The following is a 22,895-nucleotide window of genomic DNA, read 5'->3' as shown; positions in this document are numbered from 1 at the left end:
TATGATAGAGTTTAAAAATATAGTAAAATCTTTTCCAGATCTTGAGAGACCTATCCTAGATAATGTTAATTTAAAGATTGAAGAAGTTAAAATTTTGACTGTCATTGGCAGGAATGGTGAGGGTAAGAGTACTTTATCAAAAATTATGGCTGGCTTTATTCATTTTGATAGTGGGGATGTCTTTGTAAATAATAAGAGGCAGTCAAACTGGAATGTAGACACGGCCAAGAAACATGGTATTTATCTTGTATCTCAAATTCCAAAACTTAATATGAACTTGAAGGTTTGGGAGTATCTTAGTATTTATTGGTTTGATTCTAAATTTTTTATGCCAATGAATAAATCTAAGACGTATAGATATTATAAATGGCTTAGGCAATTTTATAATATTGCGTTTGATCTAGAAAAGAGAATACAAGACTTAAATATTAAAGAGGTGTATTTCTTACTTATTATTTCTTCTCTTAAAAAAAATGCAAAGATTATTATTTTTGATGAGAGTGTAGCTTATTTTTCTAAAAAAGAGGCTAAAGAGTTTGTTATATTGCTTAAAAACCTTAAAAGGGCAGGAATTACTTCTCTTTTTATTACGCATAGAGAGATTGGTGATGCCATAAAATTTAGTGATGAATTTATTATTTTGAAAGATGGGAAATGCTTTAGATCAATAAATAAAGAGGTAATACTTAGCAAGCTTGAAGTGCCTATTGATAAACTTATTTCTACAAATATTAATCGTGATGAGTCAAATGAAGACTTTATAAAGTTTAATTTATTTTTTCAAGATTTTTGGAAGTATGATATTAGTTTTTATTTAAAAAGAAGAGGAGTTTTGGGAATTATTGCAGAAGAAGCGGCAATAAAAACATGGGAGAGATTATTTTTAGGAGAAATTCCATTTGTGGGATGCATAAAAATGAATGGGTATAGATATGAGAATATTAATTTTTATGAGATGAAGGCTGGGTTTTTGCCTTCAGGAATTGGTAATTTATTTGCTGATAATAGTACTATATTGGATAGTTTTTTGGCAAAGATAATGAGTTTTGAAAATGAAGTATTCATTAAAGAATCTACTATTAATAGACTTAAAGATTTTTTTAAGAAAGATATGGGTTATTCTGATGAAAAAATACTTAAAACTTTCTATTCTAAGTCTTTTGAATTCTCTGGAGGAACTTTAAAAAAGCTTGCTCTTTTTAGAGAAAAGTATATTACAAAGAGTTTTTTAATTTGTTTTTCGCCTCTTAGTAACCTAGACTATAGGGTATATAGTGAAACATCTATTTTTATCCGTAGGTTTTCTAAGGAGAAGCCTGTACTATTAATTACCCCTAATTTAGATGAGATACTTCTTCTATCTGATGATATTTTAGCAATGAGGACTGGTGAGGTTATATTGCGACTTAAAAGGGAGCACATTAATAAAGGAAGATTAAAGGAGCTACTGTTTATATGAGGACAATTAAAAAAGAATATGTTTTTTTAATCTTTTCAGTTAGTGTGCTAGGCATCGGGTATTTTTTTGATGGGTTTTTTAGTTTTTCTTATATCAAGATAATATTGTGGAATTTTATCTTACTTTTACTAATTGCGACAGGAATTTCTGGTTGTGCTAAAAGTAATAGTTTAAATCTTGGAAATGAAGGTCAAGTTTATTTCGGAGCATTTTTAGCATATATATTTTGTGATTTATTTGGACTTACGTATTTTAATTTTATATTGATAATGATTTTAAGCTCTTCTTTAGTTGGATTAATAGGTCTTGTACCTTTTTACTTAACATTCTTTTTTAAAATAAATGGGATGCTTACGGGAGTTTTAATGTCCTATGGGAATCAACGGTTGGTAGATGGATTTATATCGAATGTTTTAGCTTCAAATAGATTTTTAAGTCAAACAAAAAGTATTGATAAGATATTTACTCTTGATACTTCTCTGCCATATTTACTATTATTTGGTATTTTGGTTTGGGGGCTTTATGTGTTTGTGCATAAGAAAACTATTATAGGATTAAAACTTGAGATATTGGGTGATAGAAAGTTGTTGGGTAAATTTTTTGGTGTTAATGAGTTTAAGTATAAGCTTTTGACTGTATTCTCTAGTGCTTTTTTGAATGGCCTTGTAGGCGCAATATTTTTAGTTTTTTTTAAAAATTATTTATTTTTGGGATTAACTGTAGGAATTGGCTGGAATGGGTTTATTATTGCTGTAATTTCGGGTTTTAATTATATGTATGTATTGTTTTTTAGTTTGTTTTTTTCAATGTTGAATGAATTTAATAACTATCTTAAAATAAATTATTCTTTCAAATATGAATTTATTGGGTTATGTCAAGCGGTTTCAATTTGTATCTCATTGTTTTTAATGAATTCGAGTAGAAAATAAGTGTTTGATATTTTTGTGTATTCTCTAACATTTGCATACTTAGCACTTGGGGTTCTTTATACCGAAAGAGTGGGGATGTTAAATATAGCTATTGAGGGAGTTTCTTTTTTAGCTGTTTTTTTGACCTCTCTTTTTGTTTATTTGGGATATGGGATTTTTATCTCAGCTATGATAACGCTTCTGATTAGCTTGATTTTTGGAGGATTTTTATCTTTGTTTGTCATAAATAGGTATGATATTTTTATAGCGGGCATAGGAATTAACATATTGTGTTATTTTTTAGTCAATTTTTTAATGAGAGTTAATTTTAATTTAATTCCAGGATTTAGTTTCAATGTATCAAATGATTTTGCTGTTATAGTTTTTGTTTTGCTGTTCTTCGTTTTCTTAGGTTTTAGCATCTATATAATAAGTTATTCAAGAGTTAGAGTAGTCTTTGAATTTATCCGTTCTAATGATTATGAGAATCTATTAGGTGAGAAAACTAGTAATTATTTCAAATCTTTTGCTATTTGTGCATCTGTAATTTCAGCAAGTATTGCAGGATCATTTCTTGCTATAAATCTTAATGCTTATTCTTATAACTTAGGATTAAGCAATGGTTGGCTTGCGATTTGCATGATGTATATTTCATTGTCAAATCCTTGGCTTATGCTACCAATTTCATTCTTAATAGTATTTATTGAATATAAGTTTTTTAATTTTCAGGATTATTTGAATTCTTATTTTGCCCTTGCTTTGCCCTTTTATATGGCTATCTTAATAAATATATTGATTTCTCTTTTTAGGAAAAATAAGAGGTTTTAGCAATACCATGTATTGAATTTTTAAGCGTCCTTAAGGATCTGATTTGTAAGTCTAGATCTTTTATTTTTATTCTATTGAATTGATAAAAGGGAAGTTGTTTTATGATGTCTAAGTTGTTTAGAAAAATTGTAAATATGATATCGTCATTTGTTTCTATTTGAAAAATAGTATTAATTATTAGATTAAACATTGAATCTTCATCTTCTATAAAATGATAAAATCCCTTTTTTAAAATAGTGTCCATAAGTATGTATATATTAGTATTTAATAGATTTTGGTTCTCTCGAATAAATTTGATTATATAATCCATTGAGTTACTGGTCTCTCCAATTAGAAAGTATGCCCATGAAATATCAAGATAGTTTTTTGCATCTTTAAAATCAATTATTCCTAAATAAGTTTTAATCTGTTCAATTGCTTCTAACCAGTTACCCATTAAGTATCCTAATTCTGAAAGCAGTAAATATGCATCAACTTGTTTTGCATCTTTATTTATGATTTTTATTAATAATGATTTTGATTTATCGTATTCTTTTAGCTCTTTTAAGAGCATTGATTCTTTGTAAAGTTCATCCATTTCGTATCTGTCTTTATCTTCTATGGGTATTGTCGCATAGATAGGAATCATGATATTTATCAAGACTAGAATTAGTGTATATTGTCTCATAAATTTTCCTCTTTTATTTTGTTTGAAATATCTATTAGCATGTCTTTATACTTATTGATTAGTTTATACGAATTTAATTCTTCAATAAATTCATTAAGGTACCACATGGCAAGATTTAAGCTATCTTTAATGGCACTTGATGAATTAATCATATTTTTAAATTTTAATATTTCTTCTTTTGATTCATTTATAGGTTTATTTCTAATTTTATCTAGTGTTTGAGTTATTTTATTATCAAAATTTTTTTCTTTTAAAAAGTATATTATAGGCAGACTTTTCTTTCCTTCAATTAGGTCATCTCCAAAGTCTTTACCCGCAATTCCACTTTTAATATTTATAATGTCATCCATTATTTGAAAATAGGTTCCAAGTTTCAAGAGAGTATTGTAAAGATTTTTTGCTTTTTTTTCGTTGTTTGTAAGTATTCCAGCTAAAAAACCAGCCATTCCGAAAAGAGAACTTGTTTTAAGTTCAACTAAAGATATGTATTCTTCAATGCTTGGGACGTATGCTCCATTATGTAACTCGATATCAATTCCTTGTCCCAAATGAAGATTTGAAAGAGTTGTGAAAAAATTTTCGTAAATTGCTAGTTTTTGACTTGTCTTTAAATTAGAAGTTTGTATTAATTTTGCTGGCAGAAAATAAATTAGATTTGCGGTATTAATACTGGCATCTGTTCCATAAATTAAGTGAATAGCAGGTCCTCCTCGTCTTTTTATGGCTTCATCTTCAATATCATCAATAATTAAGCTTCCAGAATGTGGTAATTCAAGTAGTAGGCTTAGTTTGTATAAATTTTCGGTATCGCTATTGCTGTGTCCTAGTGCATGTGCTAGGACAATCATAAGTATTGGTCTTATTCTTTTGCCACCCCTCTTTATTATTTCAATAGCTGGAGCTTGAATTGCGGTTGTCATACCTTCTCTTATATTAAATTTTAGCTTTAGATCTTTATCTTTAAATAGATTTAGAAAATTTTCATTCAGGAATAGGGCATTAATATTTTTTTCAATATTATCTAAAAATAATTTATTTTGCATAATAAGAATTATAATAAAAAGTATAATGATAAGTGCACTGAAGAGATTTATATGTATGATGTTGATGATGAGTATTCAAAAAGAGCTAAGAGAGAAGGATATTTTGCTCGATCTGTTTATAAGTTAATTGAAATTGATAAAAGATTTTCTTTGTTTTCTCCTGGTAATATATTAGACATTGGAGCATCTCCTGGCAGTTTTTCTCAATATGCTTATAGAAAGCTTAAGAACGGGGTACTTGTTGCAGTTGACCTTCAGGATGTGGATCTGAATTTTCATAGTAATTTTCATTTTATAAAGGGTGATATATATCTTGAAGATGTTTTTCAAAAAATCAAAATTTTTGCACCATATAGTTTAGTTTTAAGTGATGTAGCTCCTAAAACTACTGGTAATAGATTGGTTGATACAAGTAATTCTTTTAATTTAAATGTGAGAATAGTAGAATTGGCTTCTGGGATCTTGATGATAGGTGGAAATTTATTAATTAAGATTTTTCAGGGTGGAGAGGAAGAGCAAATTTTTGACAAACTTAAGAAGTGTTTCAGGATTGTTAAAAAGATTAGGCCTAAAGCTATTAGGAAGAATTCCTTTGAAATTTATTTTTTATCTAAAGATTTTCATGCATTAGGGGTAAATATTTAGATAACAAGGGTATTGGGTATGTTTGTAAAAGAAAAAGTTAGGGAAAGAAAGTCTCAGTTACAAGTTGCATGTTTTAAGATAGGAAAGGAAAGTTATGGAGTTGGAATAGAACATATTAGGGAAGTGATCAAAGTACCCTTGGAGGGTATATATGCGATACCCAATGTTCCTGATTATATTACAGGTATTTATAATCTTAGAGGAAATGTTATTCCTTTAATAAATTTAAATGTTAGATTTAAAATTCCTTCAGTTTATGCAACAGAAGAGGATAAGCTCTTAACGGGATATTTGATAGTGAAGATTAAAGAGAAGCTTTTAGGAATATTTGTAGACAAGGTTTTAAAAGTCATTAGCTTTGATGAATATAGAGTGCAAGAACCTCCTGCAACTTTGCAAACTTTGAATAGAAAATACATGTCAGGTGTTGTTAGGATTGATGAGGAAAATTTTGAGAGTGAGTATTTAATTTTAATTGACATTGAGCAGATATTTGACAAGAGTGAATTTGAAGACATTCCATACAAGGAGAATGATGGAAGGTAGGGTTCTCATTTATGTGAATTATTCAAATACGGATGCTGAAGTTCTTGGTCATGAAATACAAAAATATTTAGAAGATAGGTATGGTGTTTTAAGTGTATTCGCCAGTGTTAGCAAATCTTTAGATCTATTAACGGAAGATAATTTGATTTTTGCAATAACTTTGGGTGGAGATGGTACAGTTTTGCTAGCTAGCAGTTTGCTCTTAAAGCATGATATTGATATTCCAATTATTTCAATAAATTTGGGTAAGGTGGGATTTTTAGCAGATATAAAGCCTAAGGATTTTAAAGAGGTAATAGATAAGTTTTTTAATAATTCTTTAGTTATTCAAAAAAGGTATTTGCTAAACATTAATGCTTATCACAGTGGACATAAGATATTCACCAAATATGCTTTAAATGATGTAATTATTCGGTCAAGCGTTCTTAATAAGTTAATCTGTGTGAATCTTATGGTTAATTCAGAAGATTTCCTTTCGTATAGGAGTGATGGCATAGTATTTGCGACACCTACAGGTTCGACTGGATATTCTTTTTCAGCAGGTGGGTCTATTTTAGAGTCAGATCTTGAGGCTTTTATATTAACACCTATTTCTCCGCACTCTGTTTATAATCGTTCTTTTGTTTTCTCAAGCGGAAGTAAGTTATCGCTTTCATTTCAAAAAAAATATACTCTAAATCCAGCATCGATTTTTATTGATGGGGTTAATCTGGGCAAATTTGAGGTTGATATTATTTTTGAATTGGGTCTTGCTAATAAGAGCTTGCGGTTTGCATCATTTTGCACAGATACTTTTGTTAAAAGACTTAAAAATAAGTTATTATAAGATAAAAGAATTTTATGATATGATTTGTTTTTGAGTTTTATATGTTAATTGAACTTTTTATAAAAAATTTTGTTTTAATCAAAGAGATATCCATTAAACTAAATAAGGGTCTAATAGCACTCACAGGTGAATCTGGGAGTGGGAAAAGCTTATTGTTGTCATCAATTTATTATTTATTTGGTGGGAAGCTTAAAGATAATATAATTATGGATGGCGAACGGGAATGTATTTTACTTGCTAAATTTAGAGCAAATAGCGACGCTAGAGATTATTTATTTTCTAAGGGTATATTAGTAGAAGATTCAATTATTATAAAGAGAGTCATTACATTTAAATCTCTAGATACTTTTTTGAGTAATTATTATATTAATAATGAACCAATTTCTAGTATAATCTTAAAGCCAGTTTTTGATATGTTGGTTGAAGTTCATTCTCAGAATCAGCAGTATTTAATTTTGAAAAATCCCTCAAATAATCTAAAGATTTTGGATAATTATGCTAATTTAAATGCTCAACTGAAAGAGTATAAATTGGCTTATGAGGCCTACATGGAATTTTCAAGTGACTATGATGACTTTATTTTGAAAGAAAAATCACAGAAGGAGAACATAGAAGAGTGTGAAAGGATTCTTAATGAGATAGATTCTTTAGATCCCAAGATGGGAGAAGAAGAGATTTTGAAAGGTAGATTAGATGAACTTAGGAATCATGAATCTTTATGTAGGGCACTTTTAAGCTTGAAAAATACTTTAAGCGTAAGTGAGAGTACTTCTGCTTTAGTCGAGATAAAAAAGATAATATGCGATGCTGAATATCTTTCAAGTATTAGCAATGATTATCTTGAACTTGAAAATCGCCTTAAAAGTTCTTATTATGAACTTGAAGATATTGGACAAGTTTATAGTAAATATCTTTTTAGCAAAACTTATGATGAGATGGAGATTGAGGCAGTAGAGAGTAGGCTATACGAGCTTTCTCGTCTTAAGAAAAAATATGGACCAAATCTTGAAGATGTCATAGGATTAAGGAGAAGATGTGATATTATTATTCATTCAGCACTTAATTTTGAGACTGAAAGGATAGATAGGGAGAAAAAATTAAGTAGTTTGCTTGAAAAATTGAAGAGGTTATCATCTGATATTTCGGGTGTTCGAAGAGATGCTGGATTAGTATTTGCTTCTGGAGTCACAGGAATCTTACATAAGCTTAATATGAGTAATGCAGAGTTTTTTGTGTCAGTTTCTGATGGTGAAATGAGTTGCACAGGCGTTGATGATGTGGAATTTTTGATTTCTAGTAATCTTGGTTTGAAAGCTCAGCCAATTTATAGAATTGCATCTGGAGGTGAACTTTCAAGAATCATGTTGGCCATTAAGAGTGTGCAAAATGTTGATGAGGATAAGCTTATAATATTTGATGAGATCGATTCTGGGATAGGAGGTGAGGCTGGTGTGAGTTTGGGTAAATATTTAAAGGGACTATCAGATAATGTTCAAATATTTGTTGTTACACATCTTGCCAATATTGCAAGCCTTGCAGATTATCATATTTTAGTTAAAAAGCAATATATGCAGAGTAAGACATATGTTCAAACTTCTTTATTATTAGATAATGATCGTGTTTTAGAAATTGCTCGAATGCTTAGTGGGAATGTGAATAACGTTAGCATTAAACATGCAGAGGAGCTTTTAAGAAATGATAATTAATATAAGCGGGTATTTATGGATCTAATTGATAATGAAGATTATCAAAAAATTTTATTTATTGATAATCTTATTTTACAAACTTTAAACAATATAAGAGATATAAAAAAGTCCGAAAGATTTTCATCAGAATCTGATTCAAAAATTAATTTTATTAATTTAAGTTTAAATGTTTTAAGTTATATTGCATCTCTGAATTATTTCTATACAAAACCTAGATTAAAAGTTAACTATGATTTTAAGGCAAATCTTTTTAATTTTATTTCTGATTTTTCGTTGTTTGTTAGTCCTATTCTACGTATCTCTCCTGGAGAACTTATTTCGAGTACGCCTGTGATTGATTTGAATCCTAGGGAGCGATTTTTAATTGTTAAGAAATTAGGATACCTTATTGATCTGGGTATATACTTTAGTAAGGGTGATTTTAAAGCAATTCGTTTTTTAGAAGATATGCATCTTAAATTTATTGCTTTAGCCAAGAATTTTATTGATTTTAAGAATTTGGCAAAAAATTTAATGATTGATAGTCCTTTTTATAAGGTTCAATTAGGACATCTTATTAAATCTTTAGAACTCCTAGAAGAGGGAGCATTCCTCTTAAGATCAAGATATGAGGTAAATGAAGATTACGGGCTCTCAGAGCAAGTTCTGGAGTATATTCAGGCAGGAAAAGTTTTAGCTACTGTTACTTCCCAAAAGGAAATAGCAGCGAAATTTTCAAAGTTTTATGAGGTTTGGTCTGTTAAATTTCAGTCGGATTTAAGTAAGACAAAATAGGCATAGGGAAGGATATTAATAATTTTGAATTTTAATGGAGCAAATCTAACTAAATTTAGAAAAATAAATTTTTTTTTATTATTAATTTTTTTGTTAATATTCGTAGTATTAGGTGATTTTTTCTTAAAATCACTTATTAATGTTTCAAGCTTTTATAAGTTTAAGCATTTTAAAATGAAGCTTGATGGTGTAAGTAAGGCTTTGCCAAATACTAATGTTTTCCTGCAAGATACAATTTTAAAGCTAGATCCTAATAAATATTATTATCATGTATTAAATGAACATTTAATAAGTTTTTCAGACTATCATTATGTGCTTTCCAGTTTTAAAGATAATTATTCCGTGTTTTCTAGGGAAACGGACAAATTTTTGTTTTCTTTTAAGTCTAAAGATTTTGTTTTTGCAAAAGGCAATGCTATTTTTGCTTTAAATGATTTATATAAAGCCTTAGAAGTTTATGGGATGGGCGGTGATAAGATTTTATCTCTTAAGTTTATAGCATCAATATTAAGCATTGATTATAATGATGATGTATTAGCTTTAGGACTCTCTAATGGTAAGACTTATGTGTATAAAGGTGGGAACATGATTTATGGTGGTGATTTGTTGAGCGCTGGATTGCCAGTTATATGCGTTAAGTTGAGCTTAGATAATAAATATTTGTGCATCGTAAGAGAGGATGAGGCAAATTGCTTAGAGGTAATTAATTTAGATGATAGATATAATCAAATTTTACATTTAAAAAATTTAAAATTTAGAAATTTTAATCCCTTTTTAAAAGTAGATGGTTTTTATAATTTGTTTCTTGAAACTAAGGATTCATTTTTAATGCTTAATATTCAAGATGGTAAGATTTTTAGAGTTGATAATGAAAATTCTGTGTTAAGGGCTTCTTATGATGCTTTTTCTAGGGTTTATAGAATATATTTCTATGATATAGATGACAAAATAATCAATGTAAGGACTTATTCTCTGGATTCTTTTAAGTTGTTTGATAATATATTTTTTAAGGATACGATAAATTCATATATTGAATTTAATGAAGGAATTTTATATTTTAATGATAATAGTGAATTAAAGTATTTAGGGTTGTAATTGTGATGATAATTATTTTTATTCTTCTTTCTACTTTTGCTAATTTATATTCGTTTTTAGAGTTCAGAAATGGTGAGAAGTTTGATTTAGTTGGTGATTTTGGGGAATTGAAGGAAGATGTTTTAAGTCTTGGTATAAGATTAAAAGCTTTGAGTACAAGTGTTTCTATTTTTTCAAATAATTATAAAATTTTGTATTCCAAAAGTAAGGTGAGAGAGCATGACAGGAGTGTTTTAATTATTTTTGATAGCGATTTGAGACTTAATGTTGAATTTTTTGGTGATTTTGTTTATAAGAATGAAAAAATTTTTTTAAATGATGATAGTAAAATTTTTGATATAGTAGTTGTTGATCAGCATAAAGAGCAAATCATTAATCCTTTATTTGTAATAAAGAACAGAGGCAATTTAAATGTCAATTCTTATCTTTCCTTGAAGGATATTCTTTTGAGGGGTAAAGATGATGCAGTTCTTGAGTTACATAGGGATTTAAATTTAGATGTGGAGTTTGATAATTATGGTCTTGTTTTGAGCTTTTTGAAAAAGGATAACAGCACTTCAAGGTCGCTTAAGGGTATTTATTACTTTGAAGTGTTTTTAAATAATAGGAGTGTTTTTCGATCGGATTTTCAAAGCATATCTTTAGATGATAATTCATATGTTGTATCTGGGGGCAAAAATTATAATTTAAATTTTCTTAATATAAAAAGAAATGATGGGAATATTGAGATAAATAATCTTAAGTTTACTAAGGGCAGGAATGAAATTAAGATCAGGTATGGAGATGTTTATGAGACTGAGAATAACTTAATTTACAGGTTTACGCTTGGGTAGCGTTATGTTCCATACTCCTGTGCTTCTTGGTGAAATTATTAATTTCCTAGAGAGTGTATATGTAAATAATAATTTTGTTTTCATTGATTGTACCCTTGGAGAGGGTGGTCATTCAGGTGCGATACTGAGAAAGTATGAAAATATAAATGTAATTGGAATTGAAAGGGATGATATTATTTTAAGCAGAGCAAAAGAATCTCTTGTAGAATTTAGAGATAGGATTTCATATTTTAATGCTTGGTTTGATGATTTTTTTAGTGAATGTCCGTTATCTACCAAGCCTAATTTTATTTTAGCTGATCTTGGTATTTCTATGTTTCATTACAAGATGAGTGGTAGGGGATTTTCGCTTCTTGAAGATGAGAGACTAGATATGAGGCTTAATCCTGATTCGGGGGGTATTAGTGCTTATGAGGTTGTAAATGATTTCAGTAGAGAAAGGCTTGAGAATTTAATCTATGAGTTTGGTGGTGAACATTATTCTAGAAGAATTGTAAAATCTATTCTTGAATATAGGGAAACTCAAAAAATAAGCACTACGGGAGAGCTTCGAAATATAATTAATAAAGCTTATCCTAGGGTAAGACTTAAAATAAACCCAGCGACTAAAACCTTTCAGGCATTAAGGATTTATGTCAATGATGAACTTTTTCGATTAAGGAGAAGTTTGCCATTATGGGTAGAAAGTTTAGCAGAAGGTGGAGTTTTAGCGATCATTACATTCCATTCATTGGAAGATAAGATTGTAAAAGAATATTTTAAAAGTTTGGATAAAGATTCATATTGTGTATTGACTAAGAAACCTATAATTCCAAGTCTTAAAGAAAAGAGATGTAATAATGCATCAAGAAGTGCTAAGCTTAGAGCTATAAAAAATAGATGGGCAAAATAGGAATAGTTAAAGTTAAATTATACAATGTATTAATTTTGATCTTAACAATTGTGATATGTCTAAATATCTATCTTAATTTTAGATATGTTGTCAAGTTGCGTGAGTTTGAGGCTTTAAATAATGACCAAGACAATATTATTGATGAAAATCTCAGATTATTAACTATAATATATGAACTACAAGATATCGAGAGAATAGAAGAGCTTAATCGGAATTATTTAAATTTAGAGAAAAAGAGTAATAAAGATATAAATGTTATTGAATACTAGAATCTTTAAACGGGGTATATAGTGCATATAAAGATTGAAGACATTTTAAATTCTTTAGACGATATTAAATTTGTTGGTCATTCAAATAGTATGCAAAGGGTCGTGTCATTTTATACTCTGGATAGTCGTGAAGTAAGTACAGAGAATAGTAGCTCTAGTCTTTATTTTGCGCACAAGGGAGATAGAGTAGATGGATTTTCTTTTGTTGAAGATTTAATTAATGTTGGCGTTAAATGTTTTGCGTGCTCTAAGGATTATGAGACTTTATGTGTTGAGTATTTAGACAAGAATGACGATTTGGTTTTTTTGCTTGCTAGTGATGTGATTCTTCTTCTTCAAAAATTGGCAGCAAACTTTATTAAAAGAACAAATTACAAACGTATAGCTGTTACTGGCAGCAATGGTAAGACTACAACAAAAGAGATGCTTTACAGTATATTGTCAGAAAGATACAAGACTTACAAGACTTGGGGAAATTTAAATTCAGACATTGGACTTCCTCTTAGCATTCTCAGAGCTGAGGGTGATGAAGAATATGCTGTTTTTGAGGTTGGAATTAGTTATATTGGAGAGATGAGTCTCCTTTCTGAAATATTGCATCCTGAGATTGTTATTATTACAAATATAAGTTATGCACACATGCAGGCTTTTGAGAATCTAGAAATTGTTGCCTCTGAGAAGGGTAAAATAATTACTAAAGATACGCAGATAGTAATCTTAAATGATACTTGTCCTTATCATTCTAATTTGAGAGAAATAGCCAATTCCAGGAGTCCAGGAATTAATATTTCCTATTTTGATTTTGGTAGACTGCAAATTAGATCATTTTCACTGCTTAATGAGAAATTTTTTTATGATTTTACTTATAAAGGATGCAATTATTCTATTTTGTTGCCCGGTAGACATAATATTTTAAATGCAATATCTTGCATCAATTTAGCTATATTGCTTGGACTGAGTGAAAATGAGATCAGACAAGGACTTATGAAGGCTGATTTTCAAAAAGGTAGGGCAGAGCTTATCAGGCTAAAGGATTATTTGGTATTAAATGATTCTTATAATGGCAATTTAGGTTCTTTTATGGCTTTAAAGGAGATGGTTCTGGATCTTGATATTAAGGGTAAAAAATTTATTATTCTTGGTTCTTTTAAAGAGCTTGGAAATTTTTCATACAAAACTCATAAAACAGTAATGCAGGAAATTATTTTAATGGATTTTGATAAAGTCTTTTTAATTGGTGAAGAATTTCAAGAGATAAAGAGACTTGAGAATTTAACTTTGAATAATTTATATTATTTCAATAATTTTGAAGACTTTATTGATTGTTTTGTTAAAAATTTGGAATCTCAGTGTTTTATTGCTATTAAAGGGTCAAGGTCAAATAGACTTGAGCGGATCCTTAGCTATATTAAGGATTAACAGAGTTTTATGTTTTATCTTGTAGGGCTTAGATTGTTGAAATATATTACTTTTAGAGCTGCTTATGCTACTGTTTTTGCATTTTTGCTTGCTTTAATTGTTGGGCCCTTTATTATCTTAAGACTTAAGAAACTAAAGCTAGATCAAATTTTAAGAGAAGATGGACCAAAGCGTCATTTAAATGAGAAAGTGGGAGTTCCTACTATGGGGGGTATTCTTATTTTTTTTTGTGTTTTAGTCTCTTTATTTTTCTGGATTCATCCTTCAAATGTTTACTTTTTAATAATGACTTTTGTGATGCTTAGTTTTGCATGTTTAGGCTTTATGGACGATTTTCTGAAAATAAAGAGAAAAAATTCAGATGGGCTTCATCCTTGGATTAAGGTCTATGGACAAATATTATTTTCTTTTATTTCAGTCAGCATGCTGTATTATTTTGGAAGTGAACACGTGAGTGTGATTTATTTTCCATTTATTAAATCTTTTAAATTAGATTTGGGATTTTTGTATATCCCATTTGGAATGTTCGTTTTGATATCTGCATCTAATTCTTTTAATTTAACAGATGGACTTGATGGACTTGCTATTGGGCTTAGTATTGTTGTAACAGGTGCTTTAGTAATAATTGCATATCTGACTAGTAGAGCTGATTTTGCATCTTATTTGGATATTCCAAATGTTAAAGGTTCTGAAGAACTTGTAATATTTCTTGGAGCTTTACTGGGGGGTAGTTTTGGATTTTTATGGTTTAATGCTTATCCTGCTAAAATAATGATGGGAGATACTGGTAGTCTGTCTATTGGGGCAATTCTTGGAATGGTAGCTTTAATCTTGAAAAGTGAGATCCTTTTTGCAATTCTTGCAGGGGTTTTTGTTATTGAGACTTTGTCTGTAATTATTCAAGTTGCAGTTTATAGGAGAACCAAAAGAAGAGTATTTAGAATGGCACCACTTCATCATCATTTTGAGGAGCTTGGGTGGTCTGAGATGCAGGTTGTTATTAGGTTTTGGATAATGGGTTTAATATTTGCTATAATTGCTCTAAGTACTCTAAAGATTAGATAAGCTTAGATTGATTTTATGTTGTTTATACAGAAAGGTTCACTTAGAAATTATTATTTACTTATTTTATGGATGCTCGTTTCTTTTGGTCTTGTTGTGTTTTATACATCTTCATTTTTTTTAAGCCTGGAGCTTACGGGAAATCCCAATTTTTTATTTTTGATGCGTCTTAAATATCTTTTTTTTAGCTTTATTGTATTTCTGTTTTTTGAAAGAATTTCTCTAGATTTTTTGAAAAATATAGTTTCTATTATATTGCTTGTAACTTTTACTTTAGTTTTGGCAACTTTTCTCTCTCCTAGCGTTTCTGGAGCAAAAAGGTGGATCTTTTTAAAGGGAATTAGCATTCAACCATCAGAGATTTTTAAAGTATCTTTTACGATTTATCTTGCAAGTTATTTGAGTAAGTTTAGATTGAAGGCAGATAATAATATTTCTTATTGGATAAAACCTATGGTAGTTTTTGGTAGTTTTTGGTTGCTCATAATTTTGCAAAATGATTATTCAACAGCCATCTATTTCGCTATCCTTTTTTTTATTATTTTATTTGTTTCTAAGATGTCATTTGGATATATTTTCTCTATTTTATTGACATTTTTTCCAATCTCTATTCTTTTTTTAATGTTTGAACCTTATAGGGTTGCTAGGATTTTCGCGTTCTTAAATCCTTATGAGGATCCTGCAGGGAAAGGATATCAAATAATTGCATCGCTTAATGCCTTAAAGAACGGGGGTCTTTGGGGTAAGGGTCTTGGAATGGGAGAAATAAAACTTGGTAGACTTCCAGAGGCTAATTCTGATTTTGTTTTTTCGGTTCTTGGGGAGGAATTAGGGTTTTTGGGGGTTTGTTTTGCGATTGTGTTATTTTGTTTATTTTTTTATCTTGGATATTTTGTTGCTACTTTAGCTAGGACTAAATTTAAGTTTTTTATTGCGTTTATTGCGAGTCTTACAATTTTTCTTCAAGCTATAATGAATATTTTAATTGCAGTTGGACTTTTACCTCCCACTGGGATAAATTTGCCATTCTTCTCATCTGGCGGTTCTTCTATTGTTGTTACAATGGCACTTGCTGGACTTATTTCAAATGTAGCTAGGGATATCGAAGATGGGTAGACTGAGGAAGTTTTATCGCCATGGCAATTGAATCTATGGTAATTTATAGAAAATTTTTGATAATATATGTGTATATAATAATTTCTTTTATATTACTCGAAATTGTTTTTATTATTTTTATTTCACCTTATTTTTTAATTAGATATATTAGTTTTAATGATAATGTTCATATCTCTAAGGAAGATATGCTAAATATTTCAGGTATTAGGCCTAATACTTATTATTATGAAGTTGATGTTAGGACTTATGAGGCAAATATTAGGAAAGATGTAAGAGTAAGGAGTGTAAAGGTAGAGCTTAAATTTCCTAATAGGATTAACATTAATATTGAAAAGAGATTTCCTATTGCTGTTGCCTATGAGAATATTGATGGGCATTTTATCTATTATTTTATTGCCTCAGATGGTGTAATTTTAGAAAAATGTAAAGATTTAATCTATGATGTGCCCATAATTAGTGGCCTAAATTTAAATGATAATGAAGTGGGTGATTTTTTAGAGGATAGAATGCTTGCTATTATAAAGAATCTTAACTATATTAAAATAAATCAAAATACTTTGTATAATTTAATATCAGAGATCAATTTTTTAAAGTTGAATTTCTATGATTACAAGATAACTTTGTATATGAAAAGTATATATAATAAAATATTAATAACAACTGATATTAGCTTAATAAGTACAATGCATAAGGTGCTAATGATCACTGACTTACTTAAGGGAAGATCTGATACTGTTGATTTAAGAAGTGGTGATATTATTTTGTTGGGAGAAAATTAGTGTCTAGGAATTTGATAGTGGGATTAGATGTTGGAACTTCAAAGATTTGTACTGTTGTGGCTGAGATAAATTTGAATAATCAATTAGAAATAGTTGGAATAGGCACTAGTGTATCAAGGGGGGTTAGAAAGGGAGTCCTTATAAATATTGAGGCGGCACTTGATTCAATCTCTAATTCTATTGAGGCGGCTGAGCTTATTTCTGGATGTGATATTGCCACGCTTTCTGTTTCTATGTCAGGTAGTAGCATTGAGGGCACTAATTCTCGTGGGGTTGTTGCAATAAATTCAAAGACTAGAGAGATTGACGATGAAGATGTTGAGCGTGTTATTGAAGCTGCTAAGGCGATTGTGATTCCGATGGACAGAGAAATTTTGCATGTAGTTCCTCAGGAATTTATTGTGGATGGAATTCCTCATATAAAAAATCCAATAGATATGATGGGAATACGTCTTGAAGGTGAGGTACACATTATTACAGGATCTAGCTCTTCAAGTCAGAATTTGGTTAGATGTGTAAATCGTGCTGGATTTTCTGTTGATGAAGTTGTGCTTGGAAGTTTAGCGTCATCTTATGCTACCTTATCTAAGGAAGAGAGAGAAATGGGAGTTTTATTTGTTGACATGGGTAAGGGTACAACTGACATAATTCTTTATGTTGATGGTTCTCCGTATTATACGGGCGTTATTCCAATCGGTGCGAATAGAGTAACTCTTGATATTGCACAGGTTTGGAAAGTTCCCGAGGACGTTGCTGAAAATATTAAAATAACGACGGGTGTTGCTCACATATCTGTGCTTGAGAGCCAAATGGAGAGTGTTATTATTCCTAATCTTGGAACTAGACCGCCTCAAGAGAAGAGTCGAAGAGAGCTGACTGTAATCATTCATTCAAGATTGAGTGAAATTTTTGAAATGATAAAAGCTGAAATAATGAAGAGGGGACTTTATAATAAGATCAATGGGGGTATTGTTTTGACTGGTGGGGGAGCCTTATTTCCCGGGATTTCTAATTTGACTGAAGAAATTTTTAAATATCCGTCAAGAGTAGGTTTTCCAATGAATATTAGTGGGGTTGGGGAAGAGTATATTGATCCTAAATTTTCCTCAGCGCTTGGACTTGTTCTTTATAAGCATGAGCAGCAAAAATTCAATAAATTAAAGAAAGGAAATAATAAATCTAAGAGACAAGGTAAAATATCTTCAAAATTGAAAGGTTGGTTTTTGAAAGAGTGGTTTTGACTAGTCATGGAGGAAATTTAATGAAAGATTATAATATTATTGATAGTCATTCAAGGAGATTTGATTCTGCTACAAATCCTACAGTTCTTAAGGTAATTGGTGCGGGCGGTGGCGGTAGCAATGCTGTTAATCGTATGATTGAATATGGAGTAAGGGATGTTGAATTTATTGTAGCTAATACGGATCTTCAGGCTCTTCAGACTTCTATTGCTCCAATAAAGATTGCCCTTGGCACTAAAGTTACTGCAGGTCTTGGAGCTGGTGGAAAACCTGAGATTGGACAAGCGGCGGCGGAGGAAGACATTGATATTATTAAGAACCATTTGGCAGGAGCTGACATGGTATTCATTACTGCCGGAATGGGCGGGGGGACTGGAACAGGGGCTGCCCCTGTAATTGCTCAGGTAGCTAAAGAACTTGGAATTTTAACTGTTGGAGTTGTTACTAAGCCTTTTAAATTTGAGGGGCCTAAGAAAATGCGACTTGCTGAACAGGGAATAAATAATTTGCGCAAATCTGTAGATACTTTAATAATTATTCCAAACCAAAAGCTTTTAACTGTTGTTGATAAGCGAACTACAATTAAGGATGCCTTTAAGCGAGCTGATGATGTTTTAAGAATGGGTGTTCAAGGTATTGCTGGACTTATTATTGAGCATGGAGAGGTTAATATTGATTTCGCCGATGTTAAGAGTATTATGCAAGGACAAGGTGATGCTTTGATGGGTATTGGTTATGGTAAGGGCGAGAATAGGGCGGTTGATGCAGCTACTTCTGCTATTAGTAATCCTTTGCTTGAAGAGGTTAGAATTGAGGGTTCTAAGGGGCTTCTGGTTAATGTGACTGGAGGTGAGGATTTTTCATTACTTGAGCTTGAAGAGATTATGGGAATAATTACTGCTAGTGTTGATGATGAGGCTACTGTAATATATGGACATGCAATTAATTCAAATTTTGATGATGAGATTTATGTTACGGTTGTTGCTACTGGGTTTTCTTCTAAGAGGCATAAGGATTTGTCTGGTGCTGTGGAAAACAATACTTTAAGCTCAAAAGAATTCGATAGTTTGATGTCGGGAAGTCAGGGTGCTTCGGGAAGTTCTTATGGAGTAAATGATAATTTCATAGCAAAATCAAAAAATGTTAATTATTTTGAAGATGACATTGATGTTCCAACATTTCTTAGGAATTTAAACAAAAAAAACAGTGACGATTGAATGAGCAAACTGATACTAGTATTGTTGTTTTTAATTAGCTCTTGTGGGGATGAATCTAAGGAGAAGGTAAACCTTGGACTTAGAATAAGAGAGATAGAGGTGGCAGGAGGTGGTTCTTTAGAAAAAATTGCAGTGTATAAGGAATTTATTGATAGGGAAGAGAAAAATATATTAAAGATAGTAAATTCTATTGATAAAAAGTCTAGATTTTTCAGTTTAATTGGACTTGAACTTATGAAGCTTGGTCAATACGGATCCGCTATTGAGTATTTTAATAAAAATTTGGAGTATGGCTCAAATAACCATTTGTCTCATTTTTACATAGGTGTTTCTTCTTATAATTTATCTAAAGAAATAAAGATTAGAGAAAATATTGAGAAATATTTAACTCTTGCTGAGGATTCTTTTTTAGAGTCAATTTTCATTAAAGATGATTTTAAGGAAGCACTTTTTGCTCTATCTACTATGTATGTTTATGATCTTGATAAGCAGCTAGAAGCTAAGGAGTATTTAAGTAGACTTGAGACTATGGGAGAGAGTTACTTTGAATTTTTTATGCTGAGAGGAGCAAATTGCTATTCTCTTGGCGATTTTAGCAATGCCTTGTTATTTTATGAAAAGGCGAGAAGTAAGGCTATAACTAAAGAGCAAATTGATGGTGTTAACAGAATGATGAGTAATGTTAAGTAGTTATATGATCAAATTACTTTATATTGATAATTTGAGGTTTTTAAACAGTAAAGAAAAGTTTAAAATTTTTAATGATTTTGATTTAGATGGTATTTTGAAGTTAACTTTAGGAGATATTTCAAATTATTTGTCCAGAAGTTTTAACAAGATTCACAAATTTCCAGATTTGAAATTAATAGAACTACAGCAAAAAATTATTAGTAGAGCAGGTGCAAGGGTTACGCTTCTTGGATCTGAGGAGTATCCTTTAAAGCTTGATCGAATATATGATCCACCGTTTGCTATTTATTATAAAGGCAATCTTCCAGATCCTAATTCTTTATCTTGGGCTATTGTAGGGTCGAGACGAATTAGTAAGGCTTTGGCAGATAAAACTAGAGAATTAGCATCTCATCTTGCTAGGAATAATGTGGAGATAATATCTGGGTTTGCAATAGGAGCTGATATTGAGGCGCATCTTGGTGCAGTTGGTGAGAAAAAAAGAACATACGCCGTTATTGCAACGGATATTGATAACATTTATCCAAAGCAAAATAGAAAATACGTCTCTAGACTTTTAGAGAACGGAGGAGGGGTCATTACTGAGACTTTGCCTTGCGAGAGAATACAAAGTTATTTTTTTGCAAAGAGGAATAGAATAGTAGCGGGCCTTTCAGACGCTATTTTTGTAACTTATGCACCAATGAAATCTGGAGCTTTAATTACTGCTGATCTTGGGCTTGATTTGGGACTTGATGTATATGTTTATAATATTGATTATTCCGGTGATGGTTCTAGGGTTTTATATGATTTTGGAGCGCAAGAAATAAAAGAAGTACCAGATCTTTATAAGATACTTAATATTCCGTATAATGAGTCTGGAATTAGAGATGACTTTGAGGACCGTTTTGATGCCCAAGATGTGTCTAGTACGCTTATTAGGGAGTTATTGAATGAAATATCTAAATAGGGGGTAGTGTGGGTTTTGAGGGAACTACAGTTATTGCAATAAGAAGGGGTGGGAAGACCATAGTGGCAGCAGATGGGCAGGTGACTTTTGGGAATACGGTTTTAAAATCCAATGCTATAAAGATAAGAAAATTACTTAATGGGAGAATTTTGGCAGGGTTTGCAGGTTCAACTTCTGATGCTATTACTCTTTTTGAAAAATTCGAAGAGAAAGTAAAGGCTAGAGAAGATGGAATTATTGACATCAAGAGAGCTGCTGTAGATCTTGCAAAGGATTGGAGATCTGACAGGATACTTCATAAACTTGAGGCTATGATGCTTGTCGCTGATTCTGATAATATCTTGTTAATCTCGGGTACGGGTGATGTTGTTGAGCCTGAAGAAGATGTAATCTCAATTGGCAGTGGAGGAAATTATGCGTATTCAGCAGCCCTTGCTTATATGGAAAATAAAAAATTAAGTGCTTCTGAAATTGCTTTAAAGTCCTTAAAAATAGCAGCAAGAGTGTGTATATACACGAATTCAAATATTATTCTTGAGGAGATTGGTTAATGGGTAAACTTGAAAGTCAAAATATAGTTCCTAAAGAAATTGTTGCAGAATTAGATAAATATATAATAGGACAGGCTGAGGCTAAAAAATTAGTTTCAATTGCTTTGGTTAATAGATATATAAGGTCTAAGCTCCCCAAGGAAATAAGAGATGATGTTATGCCTAAGAATATTATTATGATAGGTTCAACTGGAATTGGTAAGACTGAGATTGCAAGGAGGCTTTCAAAACTTATTAAGGCGCCTTTTCTTAAGGTTGAGGCTACAAAATATACTGAGGTAGGTTATGTAGGTCGCGATGTTGAATCTATGATTCGAGATTTAATGAGTATTGCGATTAACATGACTAGAGAGGAGATGTATGATTCTGTTCGTGAAGAAGCATACAGACGTGCAGAGGAGAGAATAATTGATAAGCTTTTAAAAATTGCTGATAATCCTGAGAGTGACAATGAAAGTGACGCGGATAAGAGAGTGCATGAGAAATTAAGAGATAAGTTTAGAAAACAATTAAGGGATGGAGAGCTTGATGATAACCTTATTGATGTTTATGTTTCAGGTAAAATGCCTGTTTCCACAATAGAGATATTCTCTGGTGGTAGCTTTGAAGAGGTTGATATGAGTTTGGGAGGTTTGATTAATAATATATTTGATAGAAAGAAGAGAAAAGAATTGAAAGTGAAAAAGGCTAGGGAAATTATTTTATCTGAAGAACTTGAAAAGTTGGTTGATCATGAAAATATTGTAGAGATTGCCAAATCAAGAGTTGAGAATATGGGTATTATTTTTATTGATGAGATTGATAAGATAGCTACTAAGAATAGAACCGGAAATGATGTATCTAGAGAGGGTGTTCAGAGGGATATTTTGCCAATTGTTGAGGGGTCTAAAGTTAATACAAGATATGGAATAGTGGATACATCTCATATTTTATTTATTGCTGCGGGAGCTTTTAATTTGTCAAAGCCATCTGATTTAATACCGGAACTTCAGGGTAGATTTCCAATTAAAGTTGAGCTTAAGAGTTTAAGCGTGGATGATTTTAAAAATATTTTAAAACAAACTAAAAATTCTTTAATAAAACAATACATTGAAATGTTTAAAGTTTATAATTTAACCTTAAAGTTTAGTGAAGAGGCCATTGATAGGATTGCTGAACTTACATTTAATATGAATCTTGAGGGTGAGAATCTTGGGGCAAGAAGATTACATGGAGTTATGGAAAGAGTTCTTGCCGATCTTTTTTTTGAAGCACCTGGTAGCAAGTTGAAAAAAATTGAAATAAACTTGGACTATGTTAATGAAAAAATAAAAATTAATGAACAGAAAGACTTAAATTATTATATAATATAGATAAAAACAAATTTTAGCAGAGGGCATT

At 30.6% G+C, this 22,895-nt stretch carries 24 protein-coding genes; 22 read left to right on the top strand and 2 right to left on the bottom strand.

What is annotated here, in order from left to right; all coding sequences use genetic code 11:
- Position 1: 1 nt before the first annotated feature.
- Genes CR532_RS01645 through CR532_RS01635 form a run of 3 tightly spaced genes read left to right on the top strand, consistent with a single transcriptional unit; the run spans position 2 to position 3,195 of the window.
- The gene (locus CR532_RS01645) at positions 2–1,459 is read left to right on the top strand and encodes an ATP-binding cassette domain-containing protein (protein WP_108729104.1); all 1,458 of its coding nucleotides are present in this window, start codon (positions 2–4) and stop codon (positions 1,457–1,459) included.
- Positions 1,456–2,388 (top strand): ABC transporter permease, encoded by a 933-nt coding sequence (locus CR532_RS01640; protein WP_108729103.1) that lies wholly within the window; start codon positions 1,456–1,458, stop codon positions 2,386–2,388. Before CR532_RS01645 ends, CR532_RS01640 begins: the two co-directional genes overlap by 4 nt.
- Positions 2,389–3,195 (top strand): ABC transporter permease family protein, encoded by an 807-nt coding sequence (locus tag CR532_RS01635; RefSeq protein ID WP_108729102.1) that lies wholly within the window; start codon positions 2,389–2,391, stop codon positions 3,193–3,195.
- Here CR532_RS01635 and CR532_RS01630 read toward each other — a convergent pair.
- Together CR532_RS01630 and CR532_RS01625 are read right to left on the bottom strand one after the other, a co-directional pair.
- A complete protein-coding gene (locus CR532_RS01630; protein ID WP_108729101.1) occupies positions 3,173–3,862 on the bottom strand; it encodes a tetratricopeptide repeat protein in 690 nt (229 codons plus the stop codon). The two genes, CR532_RS01635 and CR532_RS01630, sit on opposite strands and share 23 nt — an antisense overlap.
- The gene (locus CR532_RS01625) at positions 3,859–4,905 is read right to left on the bottom strand and encodes a polyprenyl synthetase family protein (RefSeq protein WP_108729100.1); all 1,047 of its coding nucleotides are present in this window, start codon (positions 4,903–4,905) and stop codon (positions 3,859–3,861) included. The genes CR532_RS01630 and CR532_RS01625 overlap by 4 nt, the downstream gene beginning before the upstream one ends.
- A 51-nt stretch (positions 4,906–4,956) precedes the next feature.
- On the opposite strand from CR532_RS01625, the gene CR532_RS01620 reads away from it, so the two are divergent.
- Genes CR532_RS01620 through hslU form a run of 19 tightly spaced genes read left to right on the top strand, consistent with a single transcriptional unit; the run spans position 4,957 to position 22,867 of the window.
- Positions 4,957–5,550, top strand: a complete 594-nt coding sequence (locus CR532_RS01620) for an SAM-dependent methyltransferase (protein ID WP_108729099.1) — start codon at positions 4,957–4,959, stop codon at positions 5,548–5,550.
- Between the two features lie 18 nt (positions 5,551–5,568).
- Complete coding sequence (locus tag CR532_RS01615) at positions 5,569–6,096, top strand: chemotaxis protein CheW (protein ID WP_108729098.1); 528 nt, start codon at positions 5,569–5,571, stop codon at positions 6,094–6,096.
- The gene (locus CR532_RS01610) at positions 6,086–6,922 is read left to right on the top strand and encodes an NAD(+)/NADH kinase (protein ID WP_199911321.1); all 837 of its coding nucleotides are present in this window, start codon (positions 6,086–6,088) and stop codon (positions 6,920–6,922) included. Before CR532_RS01615 ends, CR532_RS01610 begins: the two co-directional genes overlap by 11 nt.
- 41 nt (positions 6,923–6,963) lie before the next feature.
- Positions 6,964–8,628, top strand: coding sequence for a DNA repair protein RecN (locus tag CR532_RS01605; protein ID WP_108729096.1), 1,665 nt, complete (start codon positions 6,964–6,966; stop codon positions 8,626–8,628).
- Positions 8,629–8,643: 15 nt separating this feature from the next.
- Positions 8,644–9,402 (top strand): TP0443 family flagellar-associated protein, encoded by a 759-nt coding sequence (locus CR532_RS01600; RefSeq protein ID WP_108729095.1) that lies wholly within the window; start codon positions 8,644–8,646, stop codon positions 9,400–9,402.
- Positions 9,403–9,426: 24 nt separating this feature from the next.
- Complete coding sequence (locus CR532_RS01595) at positions 9,427–10,497, top strand: hypothetical protein (protein ID WP_108729094.1); 1,071 nt, start codon at positions 9,427–9,429, stop codon at positions 10,495–10,497.
- 2 nt (positions 10,498–10,499) lie between these two features.
- Positions 10,500–11,330 carry a hypothetical protein gene (locus CR532_RS01590; protein ID WP_199911297.1) on the top strand — a complete coding sequence of 277 codons (831 nt, stop codon included), beginning with the start codon at positions 10,500–10,502 and terminating at the stop codon, positions 11,328–11,330.
- A complete protein-coding gene (gene rsmH, locus CR532_RS01585) occupies positions 11,323–12,222 on the top strand; it encodes a 16S rRNA (cytosine(1402)-N(4))-methyltransferase RsmH (RefSeq protein WP_108729093.1) in 900 nt (299 codons plus the stop codon). The genes CR532_RS01590 and rsmH overlap by 8 nt, the downstream gene beginning before the upstream one ends.
- Positions 12,210–12,491 (top strand): hypothetical protein, encoded by a 282-nt coding sequence (locus tag CR532_RS01580; protein WP_108729092.1) that lies wholly within the window; start codon positions 12,210–12,212, stop codon positions 12,489–12,491. Before rsmH ends, CR532_RS01580 begins: the two co-directional genes overlap by 13 nt.
- 21 nt (positions 12,492–12,512) lie before the next feature.
- Positions 12,513–13,910, top strand: coding sequence for a UDP-N-acetylmuramoyl-tripeptide--D-alanyl-D-alanine ligase (murF, locus tag CR532_RS01575; protein WP_199911296.1), 1,398 nt, complete (start codon positions 12,513–12,515; stop codon positions 13,908–13,910).
- 9 nt (positions 13,911–13,919) lie between these two features.
- Complete coding sequence (gene mraY / locus CR532_RS01570; protein ID WP_108729090.1) at positions 13,920–14,975, top strand: phospho-N-acetylmuramoyl-pentapeptide-transferase; 1,056 nt, start codon at positions 13,920–13,922, stop codon at positions 14,973–14,975.
- Between the two features lie 15 nt (positions 14,976–14,990).
- Entirely contained in the window at positions 14,991–16,088 is a 1,098-nt protein-coding gene (gene ftsW / locus CR532_RS01565; RefSeq protein WP_108729089.1) for a putative lipid II flippase FtsW, read from the top strand.
- Between the two features lie 35 nt (positions 16,089–16,123).
- Positions 16,124–16,867, top strand: coding sequence for a cell division protein FtsQ/DivIB (locus tag CR532_RS01560; RefSeq protein ID WP_108729611.1), 744 nt, complete (start codon positions 16,124–16,126; stop codon positions 16,865–16,867).
- Complete coding sequence (gene ftsA, locus CR532_RS01555) at positions 16,867–18,108, top strand: cell division protein FtsA (protein ID WP_108729088.1); 1,242 nt, start codon at positions 16,867–16,869, stop codon at positions 18,106–18,108. Before CR532_RS01560 ends, ftsA begins: the two co-directional genes overlap by 1 nt.
- 20 nt (positions 18,109–18,128) lie before the next feature.
- Positions 18,129–19,325, top strand: coding sequence for a cell division protein FtsZ (gene ftsZ, locus CR532_RS01550; protein ID WP_108729610.1), 1,197 nt, complete (start codon positions 18,129–18,131; stop codon positions 19,323–19,325).
- Positions 19,326–20,015, top strand: coding sequence for a tetratricopeptide repeat protein (locus CR532_RS01545; RefSeq protein WP_108729087.1), 690 nt, complete (start codon positions 19,326–19,328; stop codon positions 20,013–20,015).
- A 7-nt stretch (positions 20,016–20,022) separates the two neighbouring features.
- Complete coding sequence (gene dprA, locus CR532_RS01540; protein WP_199911320.1) at positions 20,023–20,964, top strand: DNA-processing protein DprA; 942 nt, start codon at positions 20,023–20,025, stop codon at positions 20,962–20,964.
- Between the two features lie 8 nt (positions 20,965–20,972).
- On the top strand, positions 20,973–21,515 hold the full coding sequence (gene hslV / locus CR532_RS01535) for an ATP-dependent protease subunit HslV (RefSeq protein WP_108729086.1): 543 nt from the start codon (positions 20,973–20,975) through the stop codon (positions 21,513–21,515).
- Complete coding sequence (gene hslU / locus CR532_RS01530; protein WP_108729085.1) at positions 21,515–22,867, top strand: ATP-dependent protease ATPase subunit HslU; 1,353 nt, start codon at positions 21,515–21,517, stop codon at positions 22,865–22,867. The genes hslV and hslU overlap by 1 nt, the downstream gene beginning before the upstream one ends.
- Positions 22,868–22,895: the final 28 nt, after the last annotated feature.

This window comes from Candidatus Borreliella tachyglossi (assembly GCF_003076595.1).
Classification (GTDB): Bacteria; Spirochaetota; Spirochaetia; order Borreliales; family Borreliaceae; genus Borrelia; species Borrelia tachyglossi.
Note: the sequence above shows the minus strand (reverse complement) of the source record. Positions and strands in the feature narration are given on the sequence as shown.